This window comes from Sphaerochaeta sp., from assembly GCF_050256055.1.
Taxonomy (GTDB): domain Bacteria; phylum Spirochaetota; class Spirochaetia; order Sphaerochaetales; family Sphaerochaetaceae; genus Sphaerochaeta.
Genome location: NZ_JBFWIJ010000026.1, coordinates 1 through 26,141, shown reverse-complemented (window position 1 = coordinate 26,141; position 26,141 = coordinate 1). Strand labels below are relative to the sequence as shown.

28 protein-coding genes and 1 tRNA gene are annotated in these 26,141 nt (G+C 52.1%); 19 read left to right on the top strand and 10 right to left on the bottom strand.

From position 1 onward, the window contains the following. Positions 1-29: 29 nt before the first annotated feature. On the bottom strand, positions 30-599 hold the full coding sequence (locus AB7C91_RS10635) for a TetR/AcrR family transcriptional regulator C-terminal domain-containing protein (RefSeq protein WP_332446177.1): 570 nt from the start codon (positions 597-599) through the stop codon (positions 30-32). Between the two features lie 190 nt (positions 600-789). On the opposite strand from AB7C91_RS10635, the gene AB7C91_RS10630 reads away from it, so the two are divergent. After that, positions 790-863: transfer RNA gene (locus AB7C91_RS10630), tRNA-Pro, on the top strand. Positions 864-1,069: 206 nt separating this feature from the next. Here AB7C91_RS10630 and AB7C91_RS10625 read toward each other — a convergent pair. Continuing rightward, complete coding sequence (locus tag AB7C91_RS10625) at positions 1,070-1,717, bottom strand: hypothetical protein (protein ID WP_332446178.1); 648 nt, start codon at positions 1,715-1,717, stop codon at positions 1,070-1,072. Between the two features lie 243 nt (positions 1,718-1,960). On the opposite strand from AB7C91_RS10625, the gene AB7C91_RS10620 reads away from it, so the two are divergent. From AB7C91_RS10620 to AB7C91_RS10570, 11 genes are all read left to right on the top strand, one after another. Further along, positions 1,961-2,884, top strand: a complete 924-nt coding sequence (locus AB7C91_RS10620) for a sugar phosphate isomerase/epimerase family protein (RefSeq protein ID WP_428591269.1) — start codon at positions 1,961-1,963, stop codon at positions 2,882-2,884. A 54-nt stretch (positions 2,885-2,938) separates the two neighbouring features. Beyond that, positions 2,939-3,616, top strand: coding sequence for a GntR family transcriptional regulator (locus AB7C91_RS10615; protein WP_332446180.1), 678 nt, complete (start codon positions 2,939-2,941; stop codon positions 3,614-3,616). A gap of 138 nt (positions 3,617-3,754) precedes the next feature. After that, positions 3,755-4,747, top strand: a complete 993-nt coding sequence (locus AB7C91_RS10610; protein ID WP_332446181.1) for a tripartite tricarboxylate transporter substrate binding protein — start codon at positions 3,755-3,757, stop codon at positions 4,745-4,747. Positions 4,748-4,815: 68 nt separating this feature from the next. Further along, positions 4,816-5,274, top strand: a complete 459-nt coding sequence (locus AB7C91_RS10605) for a tripartite tricarboxylate transporter TctB family protein (RefSeq protein WP_428591265.1) — start codon at positions 4,816-4,818, stop codon at positions 5,272-5,274. 12 nt (positions 5,275-5,286) lie between these two features. Beyond that, positions 5,287-6,768 (top strand): tripartite tricarboxylate transporter permease, encoded by a 1,482-nt coding sequence (locus tag AB7C91_RS10600; protein ID WP_428591262.1) that lies wholly within the window; start codon positions 5,287-5,289, stop codon positions 6,766-6,768. A 13-nt stretch (positions 6,769-6,781) separates the two neighbouring features. Next, positions 6,782-9,136: a transketolase-like TK C-terminal-containing protein gene (locus tag AB7C91_RS10595; protein WP_332446184.1), complete on the top strand. Its 2,355-nt coding sequence runs from the start codon at positions 6,782-6,784 to the stop codon at positions 9,134-9,136. Positions 9,137-9,177: 41 nt separating this feature from the next. Next, positions 9,178-9,888: an HpcH/HpaI aldolase family protein gene (locus tag AB7C91_RS10590; protein WP_332446185.1), complete on the top strand. Its 711-nt coding sequence runs from the start codon at positions 9,178-9,180 to the stop codon at positions 9,886-9,888. A gap of 119 nt (positions 9,889-10,007) precedes the next feature. Beyond that, positions 10,008-10,412, top strand: coding sequence for an FMN-binding protein (locus tag AB7C91_RS10585; protein ID WP_332446186.1), 405 nt, complete (start codon positions 10,008-10,010; stop codon positions 10,410-10,412). Then, a complete protein-coding gene (locus tag AB7C91_RS10580) occupies positions 10,409-10,825 on the top strand; it encodes a hypothetical protein (RefSeq protein ID WP_332446187.1) in 417 nt (138 codons plus the stop codon). The genes AB7C91_RS10585 and AB7C91_RS10580 overlap by 4 nt, the downstream gene beginning before the upstream one ends. 43 nt (positions 10,826-10,868) lie before the next feature. Beyond that, the gene (locus tag AB7C91_RS10575; RefSeq protein WP_332446188.1) at positions 10,869-11,762 is read left to right on the top strand and encodes a DUF1295 domain-containing protein; all 894 of its coding nucleotides are present in this window, start codon (positions 10,869-10,871) and stop codon (positions 11,760-11,762) included. Positions 11,763-11,782: 20 nt separating this feature from the next. Then, positions 11,783-12,775, top strand: a complete 993-nt coding sequence (locus AB7C91_RS10570) for a bifunctional methionine sulfoxide reductase B/A protein (protein WP_428591255.1) — start codon at positions 11,783-11,785, stop codon at positions 12,773-12,775. Here AB7C91_RS10570 and AB7C91_RS10565 read toward each other — a convergent pair. Next, positions 12,772-13,533, bottom strand: a complete 762-nt coding sequence (locus tag AB7C91_RS10565) for a hypothetical protein (protein WP_332446190.1) — start codon at positions 13,531-13,533, stop codon at positions 12,772-12,774. The genes AB7C91_RS10570 and AB7C91_RS10565 overlap by 4 nt on opposite strands. A 76-nt stretch (positions 13,534-13,609) precedes the next feature. Between AB7C91_RS10565 and AB7C91_RS10560 the strand changes: the two genes are divergently transcribed. Genes AB7C91_RS10560 through AB7C91_RS10545 form a run of 4 tightly spaced genes read left to right on the top strand, consistent with a single transcriptional unit; the run spans position 13,610 to position 16,096 of the window. Then, complete coding sequence (locus AB7C91_RS10560; RefSeq protein WP_428591252.1) at positions 13,610-14,323, top strand: AzlC family ABC transporter permease; 714 nt, start codon at positions 13,610-13,612, stop codon at positions 14,321-14,323. Next, the gene (locus AB7C91_RS10555; protein ID WP_332446192.1) at positions 14,320-14,628 is read left to right on the top strand and encodes an AzlD domain-containing protein; all 309 of its coding nucleotides are present in this window, start codon (positions 14,320-14,322) and stop codon (positions 14,626-14,628) included. The genes AB7C91_RS10560 and AB7C91_RS10555 overlap by 4 nt, the downstream gene beginning before the upstream one ends. A 36-nt stretch (positions 14,629-14,664) precedes the next feature. Then, on the top strand, positions 14,665-15,342 hold the full coding sequence (locus tag AB7C91_RS10550) for a TatD family hydrolase (protein WP_332446193.1): 678 nt from the start codon (positions 14,665-14,667) through the stop codon (positions 15,340-15,342). Beyond that, positions 15,299-16,096 (top strand): tRNA threonylcarbamoyladenosine dehydratase, encoded by a 798-nt coding sequence (locus tag AB7C91_RS10545; protein ID WP_428591247.1) that lies wholly within the window; start codon positions 15,299-15,301, stop codon positions 16,094-16,096. Before AB7C91_RS10550 ends, AB7C91_RS10545 begins: the two co-directional genes overlap by 44 nt. A 64-nt stretch (positions 16,097-16,160) precedes the next feature. Here AB7C91_RS10545 and AB7C91_RS10540 read toward each other — a convergent pair whose 3' ends face one another. Further along, the gene (locus AB7C91_RS10540; protein WP_332446195.1) at positions 16,161-16,748 is read right to left on the bottom strand and encodes a carbohydrate-binding family 9-like protein; all 588 of its coding nucleotides are present in this window, start codon (positions 16,746-16,748) and stop codon (positions 16,161-16,163) included. Between the two features lie 116 nt (positions 16,749-16,864). On the opposite strand from AB7C91_RS10540, the gene AB7C91_RS10535 reads away from it, so the two are divergent. Beyond that, the gene (locus AB7C91_RS10535; RefSeq protein WP_428591244.1) at positions 16,865-17,851 is read left to right on the top strand and encodes a hypothetical protein; all 987 of its coding nucleotides are present in this window, start codon (positions 16,865-16,867) and stop codon (positions 17,849-17,851) included. Here AB7C91_RS10535 and AB7C91_RS10530 read toward each other — a convergent pair. From AB7C91_RS10530 to AB7C91_RS10505, 6 genes are all read right to left on the bottom strand, one after another. After that, the gene (locus tag AB7C91_RS10530; protein ID WP_332446197.1) at positions 17,845-18,270 is read right to left on the bottom strand and encodes a YbgC/FadM family acyl-CoA thioesterase; all 426 of its coding nucleotides are present in this window, start codon (positions 18,268-18,270) and stop codon (positions 17,845-17,847) included. The two genes, AB7C91_RS10535 and AB7C91_RS10530, sit on opposite strands and share 7 nt — an antisense overlap. After that, positions 18,267-19,532: a diaminopimelate decarboxylase family protein gene (locus AB7C91_RS10525; protein WP_428591241.1), complete on the bottom strand. Its 1,266-nt coding sequence runs from the start codon at positions 19,530-19,532 to the stop codon at positions 18,267-18,269. The genes AB7C91_RS10530 and AB7C91_RS10525 overlap by 4 nt, the downstream gene beginning before the upstream one ends. After that, complete coding sequence (locus AB7C91_RS10520) at positions 19,529-20,758, bottom strand: LL-diaminopimelate aminotransferase (RefSeq protein WP_332446199.1); 1,230 nt, start codon at positions 20,756-20,758, stop codon at positions 19,529-19,531. The genes AB7C91_RS10525 and AB7C91_RS10520 overlap by 4 nt, the downstream gene beginning before the upstream one ends. A 7-nt stretch (positions 20,759-20,765) precedes the next feature. After that, entirely contained in the window at positions 20,766-21,677 is a 912-nt protein-coding gene (gene dapA, locus AB7C91_RS10515) for a 4-hydroxy-tetrahydrodipicolinate synthase (RefSeq protein ID WP_332446200.1), read from the bottom strand. 1 nt (position 21,678) lies between these two features. Then, entirely contained in the window at positions 21,679-22,446 is a 768-nt protein-coding gene (gene dapB, locus AB7C91_RS10510) for a 4-hydroxy-tetrahydrodipicolinate reductase (protein ID WP_428591236.1), read from the bottom strand. A 94-nt stretch (positions 22,447-22,540) separates the two neighbouring features. Beyond that, positions 22,541-24,862, bottom strand: coding sequence for a DNA topoisomerase 3 (locus AB7C91_RS10505; RefSeq protein ID WP_332446202.1), 2,322 nt, complete (start codon positions 24,860-24,862; stop codon positions 22,541-22,543). A gap of 160 nt (positions 24,863-25,022) precedes the next feature. On the opposite strand from AB7C91_RS10505, the gene AB7C91_RS10500 reads away from it, so the two are divergent. After that, positions 25,023-25,280 (top strand): 4Fe-4S ferredoxin, encoded by a 258-nt coding sequence (locus AB7C91_RS10500; protein WP_332446203.1) that lies wholly within the window; start codon positions 25,023-25,025, stop codon positions 25,278-25,280. After that, complete coding sequence (locus tag AB7C91_RS10495) at positions 25,277-25,843, top strand: 4Fe-4S binding protein (protein ID WP_332446204.1); 567 nt, start codon at positions 25,277-25,279, stop codon at positions 25,841-25,843. Before AB7C91_RS10500 ends, AB7C91_RS10495 begins: the two co-directional genes overlap by 4 nt. Positions 25,844-26,141 lie beyond the last annotated feature (298 nt).

Here is a 26,141-nt window from a genome sequence, read left to right as displayed (position 1 = left end):
AGTCTGCAATCCAAGAGGCAATTGAGAAATCAATGAGCCAAAGCCATGCGCTTGAGTGTTGCATCGAAGGTACCTTTGAGCAACGGCATGAAATGTTCGACAATATCCTCAATCTGTCCGGGAAGCCCTTCCTGCACCCAATCCAACAAGGCTCCCACGAACGCATGTTTGTAAAAGCCGATCAAGAACTGCAGGTCCTCTTCGGTAGCACCATAGGAATGTGCTCTGGCCTGCAAGGTTTCCCGAAGCAATTTTTCCATCTCACGACACAAGTACCGGTCGAGCAGTTCCCGCCCGAGACTGTGGTAGATGTTCATGATTATCCTGCGGTTGTCCTGCAGATAGGAACACATATTGCGTACTGCCGACTGGCCGTCGTCATTGGTACTCATATTCGGGTATTTGCGGGCGAATTCCTGGCCTTCATTGATGAACATCCAATCCAAAAGATCATAAATATCCCTGAAATGATAATAGAAGGTCTGGCGGTTCACACCGCACCTGAGGACTATCTCTTTTACCGTAATCTTATCCAATGTCCGCTCGGCCATCAGCTGTTTCAAGGATTGGGCAAGCGCCAGTTTTGTCATCTGTGCCATGGGTGCTCCTTCGTGTCTCTATCCCTAGATACCACAAAATGAATATTTCCAGTCCAGCATAGGAAGTATCGTCGTTCTGTAGCAGTAATACTACTAGAAAACCGTTTCTTTGCCTACCGGTACGTGATTTATTGACACAAGTTCGCTTCTATGCTAAGGTCTGTTCCTGTTGGGTAACCGACATATTGTTCGGGTTGTAGCGCAGGGGTTTAGCGTACAAGTCTGGGGGACTTGGGGTCGGCGGTTCAAATCCGCCCAGCCCGACTTTATAGGGAATCACTACCAGGTGATTCCCTATTTTTATGTCCATCGCAGGATCACCCGTAATGCTCAGCAATCGTAGTGGTTAGTAAATATCTCTTTTTAGAAAAACATTTTGATACTCATTTCCTATACTTTGCCTCTTCCAATAAAACAAGGCGGCTGGTATGAACAACCAACCGCCCGCTAGTGGTGATCTGCAAAAATCCTTACTGATAGGTTCCTGTCAGACTGAAGGTTCCGTTAGGCAGAATGTACTCCAGTTCCATCGTTTCATAATTGAAGACAGCCCAAGTGAAGGTACCCGTAATCTTTCCGCGGGCGTTCAAACCAGCTAGAGAGGAGTCCTTCAAAACCCAGTTCATCGAAAGCTCTGCGCCAAGCAAGGATCCTTTGATCGTGCCGTTTGCCTCAAGAGTGGCTACTACCTGCATACCCTCATCCATGATCTTGATCACACTGTGATTCGAACCGGCTAATTCACCACTCAGACCGTCAAGATTGTAGTTGGTTATGTTGTCCATAATCACATACTTTCCGTTCAGCAGGTCCCAATCGGACACAATCGCCCCGCCGAAGGATCCATACGGTACACTATACAAGGTCTCTGCGACGGTTTTGTAATGGTCGCTTTCTCCTTTGTGCTCAGTAACCACACTTTTGTAATCCTGATACACATTCACCGACGCCGTGAACGCGGTTGGTTTCTTCTGCTGCTTCACCCCCTCGGGCGCGACCGCCGAATCCAGAGTGCCGATACCCCGGGAGACTGCACTTCCCTGCATGGACATGTCACATCCCGCCAGGAAAACCAACGCCAAAACCAGAACAGAAACGACAAGCAATCTGTTTTTCATACCCTGTATTCCGCCTTTATTGTTGCAATAATACCTGTATCATTGCTGCAAAACACCAAGACTTGTCAACAAAATCCTACAAAATAGTGACATATCATAGCAAAATCGGACCGCTTTTGTATCCAAACCAGCAAGATGGAGTGATCGAAAACCTGTTTTTTCAGCAAAACCTGACGGAAAAGCTTTGACAAACAAGTTTTTCACCGCATAATATATTTGATATATCATTTTCTGGAGGTTCCCATGTATATCCCAATGTCAGCATACATGCGGGTCGGCATCATTCATTTCATGGCCTACCCGGTCAGCAAAGGTGAAGGGCCGATCGCCCAAACCTTCCAACAGTTGGCAAGCGATCCCTTCTTCGAAGTCATCGAGGTGACCCAGATCAAGGAAGATGCAGTCCGCAAACAGGTGGCGAGCATGGCCGAAATCGCCCATGTTGAGCTGACCTATGGGGCTCAGCCGCGTCTTTTGACCAATAAGCTGAACATCAACGACCTTGATGAGACCAAAAGACAGGATGCACTCAAACAGTTGAAAGAAGGTATCGACGAAGCATATGCAATGCATGCAAAAGCCTATGCGTTCCTCAGCGGCCCGTATGAGGAAGCCACCAAGGAAGCATCATACCAAGCGCTGGTCGCCTCAACAAAAGAATTGTGCGCTTATGCAGAGGCGAAGGGTCCGATGCCCATCAGCCTGGAGGTCTTTGATTATGACGTGGACAAGAAGAGCCTCATTGGTCCCGCTCCCTTGGCTGCACGCTTTGCAAAGGAAATCAGAAAGGAATTCCCGTTTTTCGGATTGCTCGTCGACTTGAGCCATATCCCCCTCCTCCATGAAACCATCGAGGAGTCCCTCGAGCCGGTACGGCACTATATCACCCATGCCCATATGGGCAATTGTGTGGTAAAAAGCCCTTCCCTTCCCGGTTATGGCGATCTGCATCCGCGCTTCGGATTTCCTGGCGGAGAAAACGATACGGAGGAACTCGCACGGTATTTGTCCTCACTGCTTTCCATCGGATATCTGTCGACAGAGAGACGACCGGTGGTCAGTTTCGAGGTAAAGCCTTTTTCCGATGAGGATCCGGCTTTGGTGATTGCAAACGCCAAACGCACGTTGCTACGGGCCTGGGACCTTGTGTGTCAGAGAACCTTCTAGTACAAGGATCGGTTTACCCATACAATAGCAAAGACACACGCAGGAGAAAGGACGATGCAAAAAGTTTTGGAAAACAGCCCCATGTATCAGACTGCGGCTGAGAAGGCATACGAAGCCATCAGTAAAAAGATCATCCGCGGAGAATATGAGCCCGGAATGCGGCTGGTGCGTCGCCAATTGGCCCAAGAACTGGGGATGAGCCCCATCCCCATCCTTGAGGCGATGAAACGTCTGGAACAGGATGGTTTGATCGACTATCGCGCCCATTGGGGGTCTTTCGTCACCATCCCCACGCTGGACCGGGTGAAGGACATGTTTGCGCTCAGGGAGGCTTTGGAGTGTCAGATCGCCCGTATCCTCTCGCATACCACCACCAAGGAACAGGAAGAGAAGTTGCGTGAATTGGCTGAAAAACTCGATATTGTGCGGTATGAGGGAACCGATTCCGAGGCTATCAACGAGTTGCATCTGCAATTCCACAGCATGATGGCCGAATGTACCGGCTTTCCTTCCTTGATTTCCGGTTTGCAGAAAATCAACTTCAACTGGTTGCTGTTCAATGCAGCCAGAGCCAGGAGAACCCGGTCGGATATCCAGCGCTACTGGCATGTACGACTGCTGGACTCCATACTGGGGAAGGATCCTGATGCAGCGGAGCAGGCGATGCGGGAGCATATCAATGATTCCTATATCCCCTTCATAGAGGATTTGAAACTTACGCATCAGGACTGACAATTCTCCGTTCAGATAGTGTTTTATCTATTTATTAAAAAGAATTAAGCAGGGAATTTTTTATTTGACAGATTAAAATATAGATGATATATCATTTATATCTTCTATACAAAAAAATACAAAACAAAAGGAGCTTCTATGAACCACACATCGAAACGGTTGTTGTTCCCCTTACTCATGGCGGTGCTGATCAGTACCGGCCTCTTTGCCGCCGGGCAGGGCGAAAACGCCGCTGCGTCCACCCCCTACCCCGACAAGCCGATCCAGGTCATCGTACCGGTGGGAGCCGGTGGGGATACCGACCTCAATGCGAGACTCTTCTCGAAGTATCTGGAAAAAGAGCTTGGGCAGTCCCTTGCAATCGTGAACGTCTCCGGTGGCGGCGGCACCATCGGCATGCAGCGTGTGCTTGATGCAAATGCTGATGGGTATACCGTCCTCTTCTACCACGGGGAGGCCATGATTCCCAAGATTGCAGGCTTGGTGGACTATGGCATCGAAGCCTTCGATATGGCCGGCATCTGCATACTTGATGATACGACCGTACTGGCTACGCATCCTGGCATGCCGTTCAAAACCATGCAGGAATTTGTTGCATACGCCAAAGCCAATCCCGGGAAGGTTGAATTCGGCATGATGACCGGAGGATATCCTCATCTGGTGGGCATCGTACTGGAAAAGGAAGCAGGAATCGATCTGAATCTGGTGGATGTCGGCGGCAACGCAGCAAAGACGGTCGCTCTGAAGGGAAGAAAGACCCAGGTGATCAACACCCAGTATGGATTGACGTTGGATTATTTCAAATCAGGGGATTTCGTTGCCCTTGGCTTGACGAGCAAGGAACGCAATCCCCTTTTCCCGGATGTTCCCACCACCGCCGAGCAGGGATACCCCTTGGAATTCAACAAATTTTTCTTCTATGCAATGCCTAAGGGAACTCCGAAAAGCATCATTGATGCATTCTCTCAAGCAATGAAACGAGTCGTAGAGAATCCTGAGTACCAAGCGGAAGCCGCCAAATATTTCGTCACCCCGACGTATATGGATCCCGCCCGGGCAACAGAGCATGCCCAACAGGTGTATGAGTATTTCTCCCAATACCAAGACCTGTTCAGAGGAAGCTCCAAATAAGAAAACGTCTGAACGGTGCAAGGTCATGAAATACCGACCTTGCATCGCTCTGGTATAAGGATAATCTCATGAACAAAAAATTGATGGGCCTGGGAGTGTTCAGCTTCCTGTTCGGTCTTGTCCTGTTTCTCCTGACTTTTCAGATCAAAGATTTCGCGGCCATTGGAGTGGGGGCAAAATTCTTTCCACGTATCGCCGGTTTTGGATTCATCATCCTTTCGCTCGTATTCTTGTTGCAAGCCTTCGCCAAGAGCAACACGGAACAACCCAAAACAAAGCAGAACTGCAACACCCCTGCCGTTTTGCTTTCCATGTTCCTGCTTATTGTATATCTTGCGGCGATCAGCAGCCTCGGATACATCATTGCGTCGACGCTCTATATATTCTTGCAAATACGTTTGCTTCACAAAGGGCAGACCCAGCACTACCTGCAATACGCATTGCTCAGCGTCATCAGCGCAACAGTCACCTACCTTCTGTTCGTGAAGGTGTTCGGCGTCATGATCCCGGCAGGGTTGCTCGGATAAAGGAAAAACAGCATGATCATCGAAGGTATTCTTTCCGTTTTCAGTCTGCATACGATCCTCTTGATTTTCGGAGCAACCGTATTGGGCATCTTATTCGGCTCCATTCCCGGCATCACGGTAACCATGGGAGTTGCACTGTTTCTTCCCGTAACCTTCAGTATGGCACCGATAGACGGGCTCTCCTTGCTGATGGGCCTGTATATCGGGGGAACCAGTGGAGGATTGATCAGCGCAATCCTACTCAATATACCTGGGACCCCCGCTTCCATCTGCACCTGCTTCGACGGATGCCCCTTGGCTCAGAATGGACAAGCCGGCAAGGCTTTGGGAATAGGCATCGTCTTCTCATTCCTCGGTGGGATGTTCAGCCTCCTGGTGCTGTATTTCATTTCCCCCTTGGTTGCAGAAGTCGCCCTGAATTTCGGTTCCTATGAGTATTTTTCCATCGGAGTATTCAGTCTTACCTTGGTCTCCACCATGTCGGGGAAATCATTGGCAAAAGGAATTTTCAGTGCCTTGCTCGGTTTTACCTTCACGTTCGTCGGCATGGCACCGATTACAGCATTTCCCCGGTTCACCTTCGGCATACGTGCCCTGAACGGAGGCATCAGTCTGCTTCCGGCATTGATCGGATTGTTCGCAGTTTCCCAGCTGTTCGAGGCATCAGAAACGCCATATCAGCAGCTGGAACATCTCAAGGCACCCCGCATCAAGGGGTTTGGGTTCTCTCGTTCAGAGTTTTTCAGTCAAAAGCTGAATTTCCTGCGATCAGCTTTGATCGGGACGGGAATCGGTATACTTCCCGGCTTGGGGGGAGCAATCTGCAGCGTGGTTTCCTACGGAGTGGCCAAAAACCAATCCAAGACCCCTGAATTGTTTGGAAACGGTTCGATTGAAGGGTTGGCTGCCTCGGAAACGGCCAACAACGCATCCACCGGCGGAGCGTTGGTTCCCTTGATGACGTTGGGAATCCCGGGGGACAATACAACGGCAATCCTCCTTGCCGGGTTCATGATCCACGGCATTACCCCGGGTCCCCTGTTGTTTGAAAACAACGGAGTCTTGGTATACGGCATTTTTACCGCACTCTTGATTGCGAACCTGTTCATGCTGATCAGCGAGTTTGGGGGGATGCGTCTGTTCGTCAGAATTCTAGCCGTTCCCAAACACATCCTGCTGCCGATTGTCCTGACCCTGTGCGTCTTTGGATCGTACGGATTGAATAACCGCATGTTCGATGTCTGGACGATGCTTTTCTTCGGTATCCTCGGGTACATCCTGAAGAAATTCTCCGTTCCTTCCACCCCATTGCTTCTGGGCTTCATCCTCGGTCCCATCATCGAGACGGAACTGAGACGGGGTTTGATGCGCAGCCAAGGAAGCTTCCTCCCCTTCTTTACCGAACCGATCAGTGGTTTTATCCTGATACTTACCATCATCATTGTCCTGTACTCCACCATCCGAACGTTGCATAGGCAACACAGATCCGCTTGAAAAGGAGCCATCCATGAGAACTCTCACCGTCTTGGAACCAAAGGAACTCGCCTACTGGAACAAGATTGCCGATTTGGTCGACCAATTCATCGACATACCGCTCAACTATCGACAAAGCGGCCACCCGGGAGGGTCCCGCTCAAAAGTGCATATGCTCATCAGCCTCTTGCTGAGCAAGGCGATGCGTTGGGACATCAGGGACACGGACAAACGGTTTGCTGATAAGTTCATCCTGGGTTGCGGGCACACCATCCCGCTTGTCTACGCAACCTTGGCGGTCTTCAATGAAGCCCTCAGGCTTGCCTATGAAGCGAGTGGTGACAGCAAATATCTGGTCAAGGACGCCGAGCATCGTGCATTGACCTGGGAGGATCTTTTGGGATTCCGACATCGAGGAGGTTTGAGCGGTCACGCAGAAGCCCATGGGAAGACTTCGTTTCTCAAGGCGAATACCGGACCTTCAGGTCATGGCACTCCCGCCGCAGCCGGTTTGGCTTTCGCCCTCAAGCGTGCCGGTGCAAGCGAGGTGAAAGTTTTCCTCTTTGAAGGAGAAGGCGGCCTTACCCCGGGATCCACCCATGAGACCATGAATACCGCATGGGGTCTGGGATTGGACAACCTCTGTTTCCTCATCGATTGGAATGATTACGGAATTGACGGACACAGGACCAGTGATGTGGTTCCTGCTGATCCCCAATCTTGGTTCCTGAGCCGAAACTGGCGGGTGAAAGGAACGGAAAACGGTTCTGATTTTCCTTCGGTGACAGCTGTCCTCGCCGACCTGACGACCCACGAACCAGAGAATCAATCACCGTCGATGGGATGGTTCAAGACCCGCAAAGGCAGAGGTTACGGCAAATATGATGCAGCTTCGCATGGATCCCCCCATCCCAAGAACAGTGCTGCCTATTGGGAAGGTAGGAAACAATTTGCGTCCACCTATCAAGCCCGGTTCGTGAATGTCGACGGACCTGCACCGCTAGACAAGGAAGCTGAGCAAGTTGAGTTCAGAGCAAATCTGAAAGCGGTTGCCGATGTCCTAAGAAACGACAAGGAACTCTACCAGTATCTGGCGGATCGTCTCGTGGAGATCGGGGATTCAGTTCCAGAGGAAGTGGAGGGATATCGTCTGGAGAACGACGCAAGCCCATTTGCCGACCAACGGTTCTGGGATGCCCACACCTACCCCGATTCTCTGTGGGCGAAGCCCGGTGAAAAAAAGGCGAACCGTGCTGCTATGGGAGCATGGGGTTCCTACCTCAACTCGATGGGCCGTGCGTGGTACAACCGACCGTTGTTCCTTGCAGCCTCGGCCGACCTCAGCTCGTCCACCAACCTCTGGGGTTTTGCATCAGGATGGGAAGGCTCTGAAGGCTACGGCTGGTACCGTAGAGTCGGAACCGAGGAAGGGGTGATGGCACCGACTGAGATCACCGAATTCTCGAATGCGGCAATGATGTGTGCGGTATCCAGCCTGAATCTCAGCAAAACGCCAAAAACCGACTATGATGGATTCTACACGGCGGTCTCCACCTATGCCTCGTTCTCCTATTTGCTCTATGGACCGATGCGCCTATACAGCCAATACGCGCAGGATACCGATATCAGGACCGGAAAAATTCTTTGGGTGGGTGCACATTCCGGACCGGAGACGGCGGATGACAGTCGGACCCATTTCGGCATCTTCTCCGTCGGGGTCCATCAATTGTTTCCCAAAGGACAGGTCATCAACCTGCATCCATGGGATTACAATGAGGTGCCGGTTCTGCTTGCAGCTGCATTCAAGACCGAGGTTCCTATCATCAGCCTCCATGTGACGCGTCCCGAATATCCGATACCCGACCGCACCGCATTGCACATCCCCTCGTTCTTCGAAGCTGAAAAGGGAGCATACATCCTCAGATCTTGCGATCCAGAGCAAAGCAAAGGAACCTTCTATGTACAAGGCACCAGTGCCGTCCATAGTATACTTTCCTTGTTGCAGACCTTGGAACAGGAGCACTTGCACTGTAAGATCGTATGCGTCACCAGCACAGAATTGTTCTGGCGACAGAGCAAGGAATACCAACAGACCATCGTAGACGACCGGGACAGAATCGATTCCACCTTCATTACTACCCAGGCGAAGCGGTTGTTCTCCGATTGGAGTTTCAACACGCTTGCCCAGGAGTACTGCCTCAGCAGTGATTGGGATGACCGGTGGAGAACCGGCGGCACCTTGGACGAGGTTTTGGATGAGGCGCACCTAAGCCCGGAATGGGTGCTCTCGTGCATCAGACGATTCATCGATAAGCGGAAAGAACGGCTTTCACAACTACAAAATGAACGCAACGCGGTGTTGGGTTCAGAGAAGAAGGAAACGATATGACAGTAAAGGATTTACGAGAAGGAAACATTGCAGTTGGAACCATGATACGAATGATTCGGAACCCCGCAATCGTCCTGATCGCTGCAAATGCGGGATTGGATTTTGTCATGTTCGACATGGAGCATGGTGCTTTCAATTTCGAAACACTCAGTGATGCATCCTCCCTTGCCCGAAGCAAGGGAATCGAATGCTTCGTCAGAGTCCCCGAGCTCTCCAAAGGCAATGTGAGCAGAGCTCTGGATTGCGGGGTTACCGGAGTCATGGTTCCCATGATCCATAACGGAGAGGAAGCACAGAAGCTTGCCGATTGGGCGAAATATGCACCGTTGGGCAAACGAGGCTTCGGAGGAAGCGGAGCACACACGGCATATCTGGATGCGTCCAAGAATCCCGAGGCCTATATGGCCGAGGAAAACAAGAAGGTGCTTGCCATTGCCCAGATCGAGCTGAAGGAAGCAATCGACAACATCGAGGAAATCGCGAAGGTTCCCGGCATCGACGTACTTTTGATCGGACCGGCCGACTTGTCCAACTCCCTGGGAGTCAGCGGGCAGTTCAACCACCCGAGCATGGATGCTGCAATCGAGAAAGTCGCTGCAGCAGCACAGAAATACCATAAGATCTTTGCATTCCATGCCGGCAAGGAGTTGATCCGCAAATGGAGCGACCGCAATCTTACCTTCCGCATGAGTATGATGGACATCAATCTCCTGACCAAAGGCATGACCGAATTGACTGACCTTCGGAACTGATTTGCATACCATGCACCCAAACCGGCAGGCATTTCCTGCCGGTTTCTTCTTTTCCATGACTCGAACTCTTCTCGCCAAGCACTTTCAGTTGTATGCTGACGCAGGAGGAAAAACATACTATGTCACGGACTGCTACGGTTTTGCTCATCATTCTCGCCTTGCTCGTTATGCTTGTTGCACTGGCTGTTCTTGCCTTCAAACACATCCAACGCAACCTTGACCACTTGAAGGATCTGTCCTATGCGCCCATCGTAACCGCATCTCTACGCAACGGTACGTATGAAGGCACCTACCAAACCTTTCCGGTGAAAGCAAAGGTATCGCTTGCCATCAAGGATGGATCCATAGCCAACCTTGTGTTGCTCGAGCATCGCAACGGCCAAGGTTCGGCTGCCGAGACGATCATCGGTTCGGTACTGAAAGCGCAGAATCTGGACGTCGACGCCATAAGCGGAGCGACGTACAGCAGCAAGGTGATCCTCAAGGCAATCGAGGATGCACTCCACAAGGCAGGGAATCCGTGAATCGGCTGAGGCGAACAGGCATCGCATTGCATCTGTTTGTGGGCATCGGAGCGATGGCGGGTGGTTTCGCCTGCCTGACCAATCCCTATGCTCCTTTGGGTGCCCCGCTGGCCCTGCTCGAGCATTCCCCCTTTACGTCCTATTTTCTCCCGGGTTTGTTTCTCTTCGGCGTTCTGGGAATCGGAAACCTCTTCGCAGCGTTCTGCCTGTACAAGTTCGAGATATTCGGACTGGTGGTAAGCCTTCTGTGGGGACTTATTCTGACCTTTTGGATTGTCATTCAATGCATCATGATCCAAAGCATTGCAGCCCTGCATGTAATTTTTTTCTGTTATGGATTGGTCCAGACGTCCTTGGCGCTTGCCCGGCTCATCCAAAGCGGAGACGCACGGTATTTGCTCTCAGAGCTATAGGTTTTACTTGAGCGCTCACGATACGCTTTGGTATAATCGGACCATGCACGTAACAACAAAAACAATCATTCTGTTTTTCATCATGATCCTTGTGTATGTTGGGGCGGTGGTTTTCGGCCCGGTGAACTTCGATTCAACGCTTAAGCTGGTCATCGCGATCACCGTCGGTACAGCCTTCCTCAGTTTTTTCTTTTCCCTGGCAACCGACGATTATTCCTGGACGGATCGTCTCTGGAGTACCCTGCCGATAGTCTATGGCTGGTTGTATGCCCGTTGGGCAGGTTTCAGTGTCCCGCTGTTGACTGCTGCGCTGTTGATCACCCTGTGGGGTGCCAGACTTACCTTCAACTTTGCCAGAAGAGGCGGGTATTCAGGAGAGGAGGACTACCGATGGTCCATCCTGCATGCACGCATTTCCCACCCTGTGCTTTGGATGCTGTTCAATCTACTCTTCATTGCTTGTTATCAACAGTTTCTGTTCATCGCCTTCACCGGTCCGTTGAACCTGCTCATCCAGCCTTCCAGACCTGAATTCTCTTTTCTTTCGTATCTGGCGATCCTGCTCTTCTTTGTGTTCCTGGGCATTGAAACAATAGCCGACCAACAGCAGTATACGTTCCAACAGGCGAAGTATCATCTTCGGCCGAGACAGAGCGAGCGCGAAGCTGAGTATGCACAAGGATTCAGAAGTTCCGGGTTATTCAGATACAGTCGACATCCCAACTATTTCGGGGAATTGGGTGTCTGGTGGTCGATCTATCTGTACTGCAGCAGTTTCAGCCAAACCTTTCTTAATCCCTATCTTGTCGGCCCGTTGCTCCTTACCCTGCTCTTCCTTGGTTCCACTGCGTTCACCGAGGGGATCACACGGACCAAGTATCCAGCGTATCAGGACTACCAGAAGAAGGTCCCGGCGATACGCTTCAGAATTCGGTAGATTCATGCTACAGTGACGACATGACTCGATTCATTGTCATCGGACTCATTATACTCTGTATCATCGTGGTGTTCTTCATCACGACGGGCAGACAGAAACATTCATCAATGCAAGAGGTTCCTATGCAACCATCCAATACCCGGCGTTTCACATTCCAAGCCCTCGATCCTTCCCTTAGGAACAACCTGAACGAAGCGGAGCGGCGGATCATCATTTCCAAGGACACCGAACGACCGTTCACCGGTGCCTATACCGATTTCTCCGAACAGGGGACGTATTACTGCAAATGGTGCAATGCCCCATTGTACTATTCATCCAGCAAATTCCAGTCCGATTGCGGCTGGCCGTCCTTCGACGAAGAGTTGCCTTTTGCCGTAGAGCGGCAGGTTGATGCCGATGGGAGGAGGACGGAAATTCTCTGTGCCACCTGCTCTGCACACCTGGGGCATGTATTTACCGGAGAACACTTCACCGATACGAACACCAGACATTGCGTCAATTCCCTGTCCTTGGTTTTTCAAAACGGGGAACCGGTGTCCGAGGCGGTTTTTGCGGGAGGCTGTTTCTGGGGTGTCGAACACCTGTTCGCCAGGAAGGAAGGGGTATATTCGGCTGTATCCGGATATACCGGCGGGACCACCGAAAATCCAAGCTATGAAGCGGTAAAAAGCCACAGGACCGGGCACTTGGAGGCGGTTCGGGTGTTGTACAACCCCCTGGTGATCTCCTACGAGGAGCTGGCCAAATATTTCTTTGAAATCCACGACCCCACCCAAACCGACGGGCAGGGACCGGATATCGGAAACCAATACCTTTCGGCGGTATTCTACAGAAACCGGCATGAATTTGACGTTGCCGTCAAACTTATCGGAATTCTGGAGGCCAAAGGTCTGCAGATCGCCACCCAAATCCGACCTGCGGCGGTGTTCTATCCGGCTGAGGAATACCACCAGGATTATTACGAGAAAAAAGGCAGCCAGCCGTACTGCCATGCCTGGGTGAAACGGTTCTAGGCCAGTACGTCCGCACTGATCATACAGTTTGCCACCACGTAGGAGCCCTTCTTCAGCGGCTCCTTGAGTTGGGAGGAGGCGAAGACGATGTCAAGGTGGCCCATCTCGGTGGAAATGGTAGCCACCATGCATTTCGCATCGGCAAACCCATGGCTTCGTTCCGCGACTCCGAGTACCGGCCCGCAGAGCAGCATCATCATTTCCTGTTTTGCATAGTGGGAGCGTTGCTCCTCACTCAGACTCTCATCCCGTGCCATGATGTAATTGAAAGGCAAGAGCTTCTTATCCTCCAGCCTACCTTGTTGATCGGTTGCATTCTCATACGCTTGCCGGCTGTCAAAGACATCCATCGCTTGGGGAAATGCACATACCTGCAGCGTAAGGAGGGTATCCTCATCAATCTGCTCCAAGGTGGCGGCATGTACCAAGGTGGCAATGAATGCGCTTTTCTCCGAGGGATTGGTCAACAGCAAGGTAACAGAGAGTGCTTCACCCTGCCCTACTTTCGCCAGTGGTTTCGCCGACCAAAGGCATCTGCCGCTCATATGCATATCCAATCCCGCGATTTCCAGATCCTGTTCCTTGGAAACGGTACGGAAAATCAAGGTGAGGCCGCTGTCGAGCACCTTCGTATAGTAAGCCCCATTCGGGACCGGAATCTTCACCGCCTCTCCGAACCAATGCATCAATTTCTTTTGGTCGAGTGCACCATCCTTGAGCAAGACTTCCAATCCGGTGTTCGCAAGATACAAAGCCATACATCCCTCCATCAGATCTGCAGTGTATCACAGCAAACACCTTGCAGGAAAGGACCCAAACGGATACGCTAGCGACATGGAATCAGAGCAAACCGTACCATATACCTTCGCTAAAGGTTGCAAGGAAGGGTTTCCCATCTTTGTAGGGTATTTCCCGACAGCCATGGCCTTCGGCTTGGTGTGCAGGGATCTTGGGCTGCGCATTTGGGAAGCAGTCCTTTTTTCCATGACGAATTTTGCCGGAAGCGGACAATTCCTGGCCGCAAACCTCATGAAGGGGTCTGCCATCCTGGCAGAGATTTTCGTCAGTGTCCTCTTGATCAACCTACGGTATTCGTTCATGGGAGCCGAGCTGAGCCGCAAGTGGGAGAAGGGTATCCACGGGTGGCGTCGCATGTTGCTTGCCCATGGTACGACCGATGAGGTGTTCAGTGTGGCGGTGTTGAACCGCTCTCCCTTGAGCAAGCAGTATCTGGCCGGGCTCGAGTTGACCGCCTATCTTGGTTGGGTGAGCGGTACCGCAGTCGGTTTCCTGGTGGGGATGATCCTTCCCTCGGAGTTGCAGCTGGCGGTAGGCGTGACGCTGTACGCCATGTTCAGCGCCCTGCTCTCCCAGGAATTCCGGCAGAAGGGGTTCGCTGTCCTTGCCATCAGCGGCAGCTCTGCTGCCTTGAACAGTCTGTTCATCATTGTCTTCGATTGGGCAGTCGGTTGGTCGTTCGTCGTCTCCATGCTTTTGACATCCTTTCTGGGATCGCTGTTCATCAGTGAAGCTGAGGAGGTGGTATGAACCAGAATACTGCTCCGGTCATCACCATTTTGGTCAGCGCCTTGGCTACCTTTCTGGTTCGCGCCCTCCCCTATTACGTGACGTTTCTCGACCGGCTTCCCCGATTCCTTTCCAGAAGCCTGCGTCTGCTTCCCATTGCGGCTCTCGGTCCTTTGATTTTTCCCGGTGTCATCCTCGACTACGGGGACAAATGGTATGCAAGCCTTGCCGGCATCCTATGCGCAGCATGCATCGCCTACCGAAAGAACGGCATGATCATTCCCATCCTATCCAGCATCGTAGTCACCTATCTTTTGCTGCTCTAACTTGACCGTACAACGCTCTCTCCCGTACCATGGGGTATGTTTGACGCACATCGACATCTGCCTTCCTCGGCACCAATCCATACAAACGCCCTGTATGCCACCAGTACACAAGGCGAATGGCAGCATCTGCTTTCCCTACCGGTGCCGTGCCTCAAAGGGATCGGGGTGCTGGGAAAGGAGTTGCTGCCGGTGTTCCCCTTGCTGGAGGAACTTCTGGTTGAACATGCCGATGTACAGATAGCTGAGGTCGGCCTGGACAAACGGATGGGAAATCGGGAGGAACAGCAAACATTCCTGATCGAGGTACTTGCGTTGGCCTTTAAGCTGAAACGCAGTGTCAGCCTCCATTGCGTCCAGAGCGACGGAATGTTGCTTTCCCTGCTGGAATCAAGGCGGTCGCACCTGCCGCAATTGCTCTGGCATGGGTGTACACTCAGCTGGGAAAGTGCAAAGCGGGCAGCTGATCTGGGGATCATCCTCTCCTTCGGCCCCTCGCTCTTCGGTGCAGGGTTGGCTCGAAGAGGGAAAGAACTGTTGGCCCTCCCCTATGCATTGGAAACCGATTTTACCGGCGCCGATGAACATCAGTATACGGCGGTATTGACACAACAGTATAGGAATTTCGCCCTGCTCACTGGTGCCTCAGAGCAGGCTTTGATAAGGAACAATGATGAGATCAGAACAATTCTTGCGCATCACCCGCTTGCTCGGTGAGGATGCGGTCCAGAGTCTGCATACCAAGAAGGTCGTACTGGTCGGGTTGGGTGCCGTCGGCGGCATGTGCCTGGAATCACTCGTACGAAGTGGCATCGGAAACCTGAGAATCGTGGATTTTGATACCGTGGGGATCACCAACCTCAACCGGCAGATTCTCGCAACCTACGATACACTCGGAGCATTGAAGACCGAAGTCGCTCGCAAACGGGTGCTCTCAATCAATCCCGAATGCAATCTTGAGGTACTGTCCTTGTTTGTACAACAGGAAACACTGGATCAAATCCTGGAAGGTCCTGTCGACCTGGTCATCGATGCCATCGACTCGCTCAACCCAAAATGTGCTTTGCTGCAGGAAGCGTACAAACGGAACATACCGGTGATCAGCAGCATGGGCGCTGCGCTGCGCCGTGATCCTTTTCTTGTACGGAAAGCCGATCTGATGGATACCTACGGGTGCCCCTTGGCAAGACAGGTCAGATCCAATCTCAAAAAGCGCGGCGTCGGTAAGGGAATCGAGGTTGTCTTCAGTCCCGAGTTGGTTCGGTTCACCTACCGGAAACCGGAGGAAGAGGAACATGCGGACTTCAACGAACAAATCGTGGACCGGGGAAGAAGACGCAATGTACTGGGAAGCCTTCCCACCATCACGGCAATATTCGGCCAACAGTTGGCCCATCTGGCGTTGAGCCGTCTGTTGGACGATCAAATTCTCAGTGGCGAGGCAGCCTTCAACCCCAAGAAGCCCGACTAGGATTTTTCAGGGTAACCGCCGCGGCTCAGTTCCGCTACTTTGGGGATGAACCTATCTGAAAAGCCTATTGGAATCGGATCGGGACAAAATACGCCGGGCAGTGGAAGTCTGGCTTCAGCGTTCCGATCGGAGCTGCACTGAGATAATGGGGTTGCTTCAGTTTGTCCCCGCAACAATAGAAATTCCCGCGCAACGACACAGCGGGCAACTCCTCCGCCTCTTCGACCAATCCCAAGGCGACCAAATCAAGATCAACTTCGAGTCTCCAACGGCTTTGCTTGTTGGAATTTTCCAGAATTTCCACCCCTACCGGAATCGTGTCGATGAAGGAAGGGGGAAAGAGCTGCCGGCCCAAGCGGTTTTCCCCTTTGCCGACCAAGAGTCTGGTGCTGGCGCTGCATTCCACATTTACATAGGTATTTTGCCCTTCTCGCTGTAGAAACGCCTCGACACAACTGTCTTCCCATACATGGCCGTTGTGTTCGGTCACCATGCGCCGAAGTTGCGGTTCCTGTACGGTGAATCGGAGTTTGAGATGCCGAGCCTCCCATCGGAGGCGAAGCGATGCCTCCACATTCTCATATTCTCCCCATTGTGCTTGCAAGCTCAACGGAAGGGTATGTTCCAGATCCAGGGTATGCACGGTGATCATCTCTCAGGTTCTCCTTGCCCAAGAGTATAGACGAGCTGACTGTCCGAGCAAAGGGGGTTTTGAAGCAAACCGGTGCAGATTTTGTCTTATCCAGCATCTACAACATAGGAGTCGATATGAAATATCTACGTTTGTCCGTTGTCGTGCTTCTTCTGATGATGCTCTGTGCATCGTGTGACAGTGAGGCTTCCTCCTCAAGTTCCACACTGGTTCTCAACCTCGCTTCAAATCAATTCGTCCGGGCAAGAAGTCTGACGCTTTCTTCAAGTGAGTTGGCCATCGACCGGTATCATATCACCGGACAAGGACCGAACGACCAAAGCTTTGCCCTCGACAGCAGTGAAGAGACGATTTCAATCGGGAATCTGGGCATTGGAAGTTGGAATTTGCACGCAGAGGCATTCAATGCACAAGACATCTGTCTCGCCAGCGGCGACATGACCGCCTTCCTGTCGAAAGCGACCAGTTCGGCAACCCTGCATTTGACCGATTTGGTCGGAACCGGTTCTCTGAAGGCCACCATTACCTGGAACATCGAACAGGTCAGTACCGATGTAAGCATCGAAGCCACGCTGTTGGACCAAAGCGGCAATACAATCGTCCTGCCTTCTCCCGTTTTGGATACAGTGAACGGATCGACCATCGTACAAGCTGAGTTGGCATCGGGTTCCTATCTGTTGCAGCTCAAGCTTTACAGCCAGGGAATCCTGGTCAGTGGAGCCGCCCAGGCGGTACGCATCATCGATACGGCGACGAGCGACGGACTCATCGACTTGGTCATCGGTGATCTCTCGACCACTTTTTCCGTCCTGTTGATCAATGACACCATGCTGCCGATCGAGGGGACGATCGCATCTTCCCCGGAAAATCCCGGTGCCGGACAGAATGTGGAGCTGACCTATACACCCACCAATCTTCCCGCAGATCTTTCAGTCGAGGATCTGAAGATCGATTGGTATTGTGAAGGGGAATTGGTCGCCGAGGACTCGGCTGTCCTGTCATCAATCCCCGCTGCAGGAACACACCGGTACGATGTCATCGTTTCGCACGAACGATTGGGAAGCCTCGGCTCTTCCACCCTTTTGGTGACGATGCCTTACTGATGGGCATAGGTATCGAACGCAGGTACAAACCAATCGGGCATGGGCATCGGTCGATGCGTTTCTGTATTGACCGATGCCACCCGTACCAAAAGTACGCAAAGTGTCTGCTCGGACCGAATCACCGTCTGACGAAAGGTGATCGAAAACCGTTTGGCACTCTCGATCTCGGTACGAACCTCCAGAAGGTCGTCCAACAAGGCCGGTATCTGATAATCGACGGCTATGGATTTGACCACGAATGCAAGGTGCATCCGCTCGATCAAGGACGTTTGCGATCCATCCAAATCTTGGCTTTTTGCAATTTCGCGGAGCATCTCCGTACGGGCATGTTCGGCGAAATCGAGATACCGCCCATGATAGACGATCCCTCCGCAATCGGTATCACTGTAATAGACGCGAATCGGGAATGTGAACATCATACCTCCACCAGGGCTCCATCGAAGCGCAGGGTGGAAACATAATCATCATAGGTTTGTGCTCGTCTGATCATGACCACCGAGCCGTCACGCTTCAACAGATATTCGGCACTGCGCAGTTTGGCATTGTAGTTGAATCCCATGCTGTGGCCGTGGGCCCCTGCGTCATGAATTACCAGGAAGTCTCCCTTCTGTATCTCAGGCAATGCCCGGTCAATTGCAAATTTGTCATTGTTTTCGCACAACGACCCGGTTACATCATAGCGATGATCGGATTTGGAGGCATCCTTGCCCAGAACGGTGATATGGTGATAGGCACCGTACAGGGCGGGACGCATCAGGTTTGCCATCGAGGCATCCAAGCCGACGTAATCCTTGTATTTATGGCTGACATGCAGCACCTTGCTCACCAAATATCCGTGAGGTCCGGTGATCATGCGTCCACATTCGAATACAATCTTGAGGGGATCCAACGAGGCTGGAACGATAATCTGGTCATACAGGTCCTTCATCCGCCGACTTACCTCGGCCAAATCCATGCCCTCTTGTTCCGGTCGATAGGGAATTCCGATGCCTCCGCCCATATCGATGAATTCGATCCGTACACCTGCTTCCTTCTGGATACGGACACAAAGCTCGAACAACATACGGGCGGTTTCCACAATGTAGGAACCGTCAAGCTCGTTGGAAGCAACCATGGTATGCAATCCGAAATGCTTGACACCCTTTTCCTTCATGATCTTGTAGCAGTCAATGATCTGGGAGGAGGTCACCCCGTATTTTGCTTCCACCGGATTACCGATGATCGCATTGCCGGTCCGCTCCGGTCCGGGATTATACCGAAAGCAGATGGTCGAGGGGACGGCGGAGATGGCTTCTTCAAGGGTATCGATATGGGTGATGTCATCCAAATTGATGATTGCCCCCATCTCATAGGCAGCCTTGAATTCCTCGGCTGGGGTATCATTGCTGGTGAACATAATCTGTTCCCCGACGATTCCACTTGCTTTGCTCAGCAATAGCTCGGGCAGAGAGGAACAATCAGCTCCAAAGCCTTCCTGACCGAGCAATTTGAGAATCACCGGATTCGGGCAGGCTTTCACCGCATAATAATTCTTGAAACCCGGGGCCCAGGAAAACAATCGCTTGAATTGCCTGGCTCCTTCAACAATAGCCTTCTCATCGTATAAATAAAAAGGGGTTGCGAGTTCATAGGCCAACTCGAGCATTTCCCCATGCCCCAAGGGAAGATTCTTCTCACTCATAGTTTCAGGTTCTCCTCTATCTGTCTCATTGCCTGTACCACCTGCTCCCGATGACCGTAGGAAGAAACCCGGACGAATTGATTGCCGGCAGGGCCGAACCCGCTTCCCGGGGTTACCACCACATGACAGTTTTCAAGCAAGAGATCAAAGAAATCCCAACTGTTCATCCCATTCGGAGTCTTCGCCCAAATGTAGGGGCTGTTCACCCCTCCATAGACGGTCAGGCCTACGCGCTTCAAACCTTCCCTGATGATGCTTGCATTCTCCAGATAGTAGGCGACCAAGGCACGGCTTTGCGCATACCCCTCGCCGACGAGGGCTGCATAGCCACCCCGCTGGGCAATGTTGCTTGCCCCGTTGAAGAACGTGCACTGCCGACGATTCCACATTGCATTCAATACACCGGATTCGGCGTTCTCACAGGCAAGTTCCTTGGGAACGATGGTCCATCCCAACCGTACGCCGGTAAAGCCGGAGAACTTGGAAAAGCTGTTGATCTCAATAGCGCATCGCTTGGCCCCTTCCACCTCGTAGATACTGTGCGGATATCCTTCCTCGGTGATGTATTCACTGTAGGCACTGTCGAATATGATGACGCTTTTGTGTTCCAATGCATAATCGACGAACGCCTTGAGCTGGGCGTGGGTGGCAACCGAACCGGTAGGATTATTCGGGCTGCACAGGTAGATCAAGTCGACCTTCTCGCTCGGGGGGACGGGAATGAAGCCATTTTCCTCAGTACTGCTCAGGTATACGAACCCGTCGTAGCATCCCCGCTCGGGATTGAACAACCCCGTTCTTCCTCCGACCACGTTGCTGTCGACATACACAGGGTAGGCAGGATCCTGGATGGCGACGACATTATCGGATCCGAAAAGATCCTGGATGTTGGCTGCATCGCTCTTCGCCCCGTCACTGACGAAAAACTCCGTGCTTTCCAACTGAACGTTATAGCGTTGGTAATAGGCAACCAACGCTTCCCTAAGATAGGTGTCCCCCTGCTCGTCACCGTAGCCGGTATAGGTACTGCGATCGGAGAGCTCGTCAATCTTCTGCTTCATTGCAAGGCAGACCGCCGGGGGCAATGCCTCGGTCGTATTGCCGATCCCCAATCGCAGGACGGGAATGCCCGGATGGTTTTTCTGCCAGATACCGGTCCTGCGGGCGATTTCCGGGAACAAGTACCCGCTGGCCAGTTTTTGATAATTGGTATTGATCGTTGCCATGAACCTGTTATCTCCTTGTGATGGCGCCTACTGTTTCCAGTTTGTCAAGCTCGGCATAGAGCTTGGTTCGATTGTCTTCATTCTCCAAGGTGCACATGGGAAGCCTGAATGACTCCTCGCACCATCCATACCGAGCCATTGCCGTCTTGATCGGGATCGGATTGGTTTCCAAGAAGCAAGCCTTGAAGAATCCGCTGAGATTTGCTTCCATCGATTTGGCTTCTTCCATCCGTCCGGCAAGTGCATGATGAATCATGGTGGAAATGTAGGCCGGACACATGTTGGAAGCAACGGAAATGACGCCGTCCCCACCCAACTCGATCAGGGGAATCGAGAGGTTGTCATCCCCGCTGAGCACATGGAACTTTCCATGGGTCGCCTCGATGACAGAACGCATCTGGTCCAGACTTCCGCTGGCTTCCTTCACACCAACGATGTTCCTACAGGCTTCGGTCAGCGCCTTCACGGTCTCCGTCTCGATGTTCACCCCGGTCCTCCCTTTGATATTGTACAGGATGCAGGGAATATCGACACTATCGGCGATCGCCTTGAAATGCAGGAACAATCCTTTCTGGGTAGGTTTGTTGTAATACGGGTTGACCAACAAAACGGCATCGGAACCGACCTGTTGGGCATGCCTTGAAAGCCTGATGGCTTCTGTGGTGGCATTGGAACCGGTTCCTGCAATGACCGGGACCCGACCATTGGCGAATTTCACCGTCAGTGCGATGACCCGGTCATGCTCGTCGTGGCTGAGGGTAGGACTCTCTCCGGTGGTTCCACAGGGCACCAGCCCATCGACACCACTTTTGATCTGGGCCTCGATGATTTCCTCAAGACGCTCTTCATCCAGATTGTCCTTCTTGGTGAACGGGGTGATCAACGCGGTATGCACTCCCTTGAAACTGATTTCTCTCATCTTACTTCTCCACTGCCAAATATACATCGTTGAGCAGATCATCGAGGGTGAAAAACCCTTTCCGACCACTGGCAATCCAGGCCGCTGCCTGTACCGCCCCTACGGCAAACCCTTCGCGTGAACGAGCGCGATGGGTCAGTTCAATGGTATCCTGTGGACTATCGAAATACACAGTATGGGTGCCGGGAACCCAGCCTCCACGAACTGAAGCAAGATGAATGGCATCCTCTTCCCGCTTCTGATGCAGGGTCTCCTCGACGATGGTATGCTTGCCTTCGAATGCCTCGAGCACGGAAGTGGCAAGCATCAAGGCGGTCCCCGACGGGCTGTCGGCTTTCTGTGCGTGGTGGATTTCGGTCAAGAAAGGATCATACACGCCGCTTCTTGAAAAAAGTCGGGCCGCCTGTTTCACCACCTGCAGAAAGAGCGCAACTCCCAACGAATAGTTGCCGCTGTAAATAATTGCGCAGTCGGTGTCTGCAACCGCTTCTCCGACCTGCGCCAATCGGTCGTACCAACCGGTGGTTCCGATAACCGCCGGGATACCAAGGCGTGCATACAGCATGATATGGTCGACTACGACCGAGGGATGGGTGAAATCAATGGCGACGTCACATCCCTCGAGACTTTGTGCATCCACATTGGCGGCAGTGACTTCTGCATCAAGTGCGACAGGATCGATGACAGCCGATACGGTATGTCCTTTGACCAAGGCTTCCGAACGAATGAGTTTGCCCATCTTTCCATATCCAACAACGGCTATACGCATGCATGCCTCCTCTGTTGCCAGCAGAGTAGCAGAAAGTTACAAACATGTCCATAGTTTAACAGAATGTTTTTATTATAACAAACAATGAGAATTTTTATCGATGCTTCTTCTCTCTATCCCGTTTCTTCCGTTCTTCACTTGCTTTGAGGAAATCGGCGAAACTTCCCCCCGCAATAGGACTCTCATCCACCAAATGGTTTGCAGATACCGGGCTCTTCCACCCTCCTGTATCCTTGTGCTCCCGCGTTTCCTTCCTGAAGGAGAGCTTGCTCGGCCGTACCACCTCGATCACGGTTTCCCAGGTATAGGATGGCGCAGGTTCGTCATCAGGGAGGGAGAAGGAGGCCAAAGGCTCCTTCTTATCCACCTTTTTCTTCAATACCACCCGCTTTTTCGTACCATCGGCGGCTACCGGCTTTGCTTTGACCACCACTTTCTGCGGGGGCAGCGTCGCACTATTCGAACGCACGCGCTTTTTGATCTCCATTTCCTCATAGGAGCAGGAGAGTCTCTGACAGAGGTAATGGTTCTGCCCAATGTCATCGACGACTCGCATCATCGGACTTTTGCAGTAAGGACAGGTCTTCGCATCGGGAAAACGGGGAGAGAACGATTCGCCGCTCTTGATCACCTGATCGACCAAGCTCGATGCATTTTCCTTGATGTCCTTGATGAAACGCTCTCCGTCTTCCTTGCCTTCGGCAATATTACCCAACCGTTCTTCCCAAAGACCCGTCAATTCGGGAGATTGCAATTCCTGCGGGGCGAGCCGCACCAATTCTCTTCCCTTGGGAGTCGGTACCAATTCCTTCCCTTCTCGTTGTATGTAATGATTCTGCAGTAATTTCTCAATAATATCCGCACGGGTTGCAGGAGTACCCAAGCCTGAGGAGAGCCGTTTCTTCAGCTTGGCATCGTCGACGAAACGTCCGGCATGTTCCATGGCGGAGAGCAAGGTTGCTTCGGTATATCGGCTGGGTGCAACCGTAGCGAGTCTACGCACCTTCACCGATTCGATGTGTAGTGGATCGCCTTTGGCAAGAGCCAGCAGAACGGGACTTGTCTCCTCCTCATCACTCAGGCTGGTCTGTGCGCTGCGCTTGCCGACCAAGCGGGCGACATCACGCCAGCCTTGCTCGACAGGCAGCGTGAGTCGGGTTTTGAAACGTGAACCGGCAACCTCTGCTTTCAGCGTGGTGGTGCGATAGCGGTAATCCGGGCTGAGCACTTCCAGAAAACGAACCACGATCAACTCCCACAATGCCCGTTGTTCTGCGTTCAGCCGACTCAGATCCACCGCTTGTTCGGTAGGGATGATCGCATGGTGGTCGGTCACCTGTAGATCCTGCACGAATCGTTCTTCATCCACCCTAAAGCCGTCCTTGACATAGCGAAGCGCCAAGCTGGCAAACGGAGTGCCGAACAGGCTTTTCAACCGTTGGGGGAGCGTGGCAACGATATCAGTGGTTATATAGCGGCTGTCGGTCCGCGGGTAGGTGACGATCTTGTGCTGTTCATACAGGCTCTGCAACACATCCAGCGTTTGCTTTGCACTGAAATCCAGCAGATTGTTTGCATCCCGCTGCAATTCGGTAAGATCATATGCCAAAGGCGGCTGTTCGAATTTCTCTTCCGTCTCCAGACTCGCCACCACGCCTTGCGCACCTGCAAGCTCGGCTTCCAGACGCTTGGCCGTAGCCTCATCGGTGATTCTGATGGAATCCTCTTCAGGATAATAGGATGCGCTGAAGGAACCGAAATCTGCTTTCAAGGTCCAGTAGAACAGTCCGCTGAAGGCTTCAATCTCATCTTCCCGTCTTGTCATCAAGGCAAGCGTGGGGGTCTGCACCCTTCCCGCCGAAAGCTTGGCATCATAATGACAGGTAAGCGCCCTGGTGACATTCATGCCTACATACCAGTCGGCGGCGGCACGGCTTTCGGCAGCCTTATAGAGGTTGTCATACAAATGGGCATCCTTGAGATTGGCAAACCCTTCCTTGATGGCACCTTCGGTCTGGCTGCTGATCCAGAGTCGCTGGGCGTTTCCTTGGTATCCGGCAAGCTTGAGAATCCAACGGGCGACCAATTCCCCTTCCCGTCCTGCATCGGTCGCTATGATCACCGACTCAAGGTCGGTCCGTTCGAGCAATCCCTTGATGATTGCATACTGGTCCTTGCTCGACTCAATCACTTCCTGTTGCAGCACAGGAGGCAGCATGGGAAGATCCCGAAGCGACCATCGTCTGTATCGATCGCTGTAGGCAGCCGGTTCAGCCAATTCCACCAAATGTCCAAGCGCCCAGGTTACGATATAGTGATCCCCTTCCATAAAGCCGGTTTCACGACGAAAGCATTGCAATACCCGGGCAAGTTCCCTTCCTACACTTGGTTTCTCTGCCAGTACCAGTTTCTTCAAGACGTTGTCCTCCACTCTGCTAGACTATAGCGCCAAGCTTGGAGATGAAGCAAGGGTGAAAACGCTGTCGTTGTTTGCGCGTATTAATTGTTGCTAATAACAACCATTTGACAGAGCTTGGCTTTTTCGCTATGGTTCGCTCAACAAGGAGAATCATCCCATGGCTTTTGATTTCGCTTCACTCATTGGATTTCTGACCGGAAAGACAGATAATTCGGTACCGAAAACCTTGAAACTCTATACGAATCGTTGTCCCCAGAATCACCGCTGCCCATCGGTAAGTGCATGTCCGACCGGCGCTTTGAAACAGAAGGGATTCAAAGCTCCTACCGTTGACCGGAAAAAATGCATCAACTGCGGAAAGTGTACACGCTATTGCATGCCGGGAGTGCTGCGGATGGAACGGGTGGCACAATGAACCATGAACGAAGAGGGCTGCTGCCGGCGCTCTTCCTCCTTACCCTAGCCTATTTTGCGTTGGGTTTTGTCTCGATCCTGTTTGCAAACCTGGCGATTTTCTGCATCCTCATTCCGTTTTTGATGCTGGGTTTTACGAAGCAAAGGACCTGGTGTCATCGGTACTGTCCCCGAGCCAGTCTGGCAGAAGCCGTAGGGAAACCCCGTCCTTGGAGGAAAAGTCCCCATTTCATTGCATCCGGCCAAACAAAGCGGTATTTGCTTTGGTATTTTTCCCTGAACCTCCTGTTCATCGCCGGATCAACGACAAGGATCGCATTGCACCAGATGGAGGCAATGCCGTTCATCAGATTGTTCATCGTCATACCGCTCTTTTCTTTGCCGCAATTGCTTACGCTGGGGATGCCGGCATGGCTGCTTCATCTTTCCTACCGCTTCTATTCCATGATGCTCTCGACTACCATACTTTCTGTGGCCTTCGCCTTGCTCTATCGGCCCAGGCTTTGGTGCTCGGTTTGTCCAATGGGCAATCTCATGAACACCATGAAGCATTCCTTCAGATGAAAGAAAAACGCACCCCGCCAGGGAGTGCGTCCTCGTGGGACCGGGTACTCGAAGGGTTCTGAGACCCGACTCCTTCACCGGTACGCATCGAGTATAGTCTATCGGCAGTGCCCGTCACGATGGCAGCACAGCCTATGCATGCAGAAGTGTAGAGTAAGACCCTCTGCCAGAGAGGGTCCCAGGCTACTTGAAAGACGTACCAGCCTTCCAGTCTTCGCCGCGAATATTATGGTAGACCCAATAGGGTGTTTTCGCTAGGTCGATACACGTTGTGTACAATTGATTGAGCATCCATAAT

Excerpts from the sequence above, each read along its gene's own strand:
- AB7C91_RS10600 (WP_428591262.1), top strand. The coding sequence starts at position 5,287 with ATGATCATCGAAGGTATTCTTTCCGTTTTCAGTCTGCATACGATCCTC.
- AB7C91_RS10550 (WP_332446193.1), top strand. The coding sequence starts at position 14,665 with ATGTTTGACGCACATCGACATCTGCCTTCCTCGGCACCAATCCATACA.
- AB7C91_RS10525 (WP_428591241.1), bottom strand. The coding sequence starts at position 19,532 with ATGAGTGAGAAGAATCTTCCCTTGGGGCATGGGGAAATGCTCGAGTTG.
- AB7C91_RS10560 (WP_428591252.1), top strand. The coding sequence starts at position 13,610 with ATGGAATCAGAGCAAACCGTACCATATACCTTCGCTAAAGGTTGCAAG.
- AB7C91_RS10605 (WP_428591265.1), top strand. The coding sequence starts at position 4,816 with ATGAACAAAAAATTGATGGGCCTGGGAGTGTTCAGCTTCCTGTTCGGT.
- AB7C91_RS10565 (WP_332446190.1), bottom strand. The coding sequence starts at position 13,533 with ATGGCTTTGTATCTTGCGAACACCGGATTGGAAGTCTTGCTCAAGGAT.
- AB7C91_RS10620 (WP_428591269.1), top strand. The coding sequence starts at position 1,961 with ATGTATATCCCAATGTCAGCATACATGCGGGTCGGCATCATTCATTTC.
- AB7C91_RS10495 (WP_332446204.1), top strand. The coding sequence starts at position 25,277 with ATGAACCATGAACGAAGAGGGCTGCTGCCGGCGCTCTTCCTCCTTACC.
- AB7C91_RS10595 (WP_332446184.1), top strand. The coding sequence starts at position 6,782 with ATGAGAACTCTCACCGTCTTGGAACCAAAGGAACTCGCCTACTGGAAC.
- AB7C91_RS10500 (WP_332446203.1), top strand. The coding sequence starts at position 25,023 with ATGGCTTTTGATTTCGCTTCACTCATTGGATTTCTGACCGGAAAGACA.
- dapA (WP_332446200.1), bottom strand. The coding sequence starts at position 21,677 with ATGAGAGAAATCAGTTTCAAGGGAGTGCATACCGCGTTGATCACCCCG.
- AB7C91_RS10590 (WP_332446185.1), top strand. The coding sequence starts at position 9,178 with ATGATACGAATGATTCGGAACCCCGCAATCGTCCTGATCGCTGCAAAT.
- AB7C91_RS10610 (WP_332446181.1), top strand. The coding sequence starts at position 3,755 with ATGAACCACACATCGAAACGGTTGTTGTTCCCCTTACTCATGGCGGTG.
- AB7C91_RS10585 (WP_332446186.1), top strand. The coding sequence starts at position 10,008 with ATGTCACGGACTGCTACGGTTTTGCTCATCATTCTCGCCTTGCTCGTT.
- AB7C91_RS10520 (WP_332446199.1), bottom strand. The coding sequence starts at position 20,758 with ATGGCAACGATCAATACCAATTATCAAAAACTGGCCAGCGGGTACTTG.
- dapB (WP_428591236.1), bottom strand. The coding sequence starts at position 22,446 with ATGCGTATAGCCGTTGTTGGATATGGAAAGATGGGCAAACTCATTCGT.
- AB7C91_RS10530 (WP_332446197.1), bottom strand. The coding sequence starts at position 18,270 with ATGATGTTCACATTCCCGATTCGCGTCTATTACAGTGATACCGATTGC.
- AB7C91_RS10555 (WP_332446192.1), top strand. The coding sequence starts at position 14,320 with ATGAACCAGAATACTGCTCCGGTCATCACCATTTTGGTCAGCGCCTTG.
- AB7C91_RS10625 (WP_332446178.1), bottom strand. The coding sequence starts at position 1,717 with ATGAAAAACAGATTGCTTGTCGTTTCTGTTCTGGTTTTGGCGTTGGTT.
- AB7C91_RS10615 (WP_332446180.1), top strand. The coding sequence starts at position 2,939 with ATGCAAAAAGTTTTGGAAAACAGCCCCATGTATCAGACTGCGGCTGAG.
- AB7C91_RS10570 (WP_428591255.1), top strand. The coding sequence starts at position 11,783 with ATGACTCGATTCATTGTCATCGGACTCATTATACTCTGTATCATCGTG.
- AB7C91_RS10635 (WP_332446177.1), bottom strand. The coding sequence starts at position 599 with ATGGCACAGATGACAAAACTGGCGCTTGCCCAATCCTTGAAACAGCTG.
- AB7C91_RS10540 (WP_332446195.1), bottom strand. The coding sequence starts at position 16,748 with ATGATCACCGTGCATACCCTGGATCTGGAACATACCCTTCCGTTGAGC.
- AB7C91_RS10545 (WP_428591247.1), top strand. The coding sequence starts at position 15,299 with ATGAGATCAGAACAATTCTTGCGCATCACCCGCTTGCTCGGTGAGGAT.
- AB7C91_RS10575 (WP_332446188.1), top strand. The coding sequence starts at position 10,869 with ATGCACGTAACAACAAAAACAATCATTCTGTTTTTCATCATGATCCTT.
- AB7C91_RS10535 (WP_428591244.1), top strand. The coding sequence starts at position 16,865 with ATGAAATATCTACGTTTGTCCGTTGTCGTGCTTCTTCTGATGATGCTC.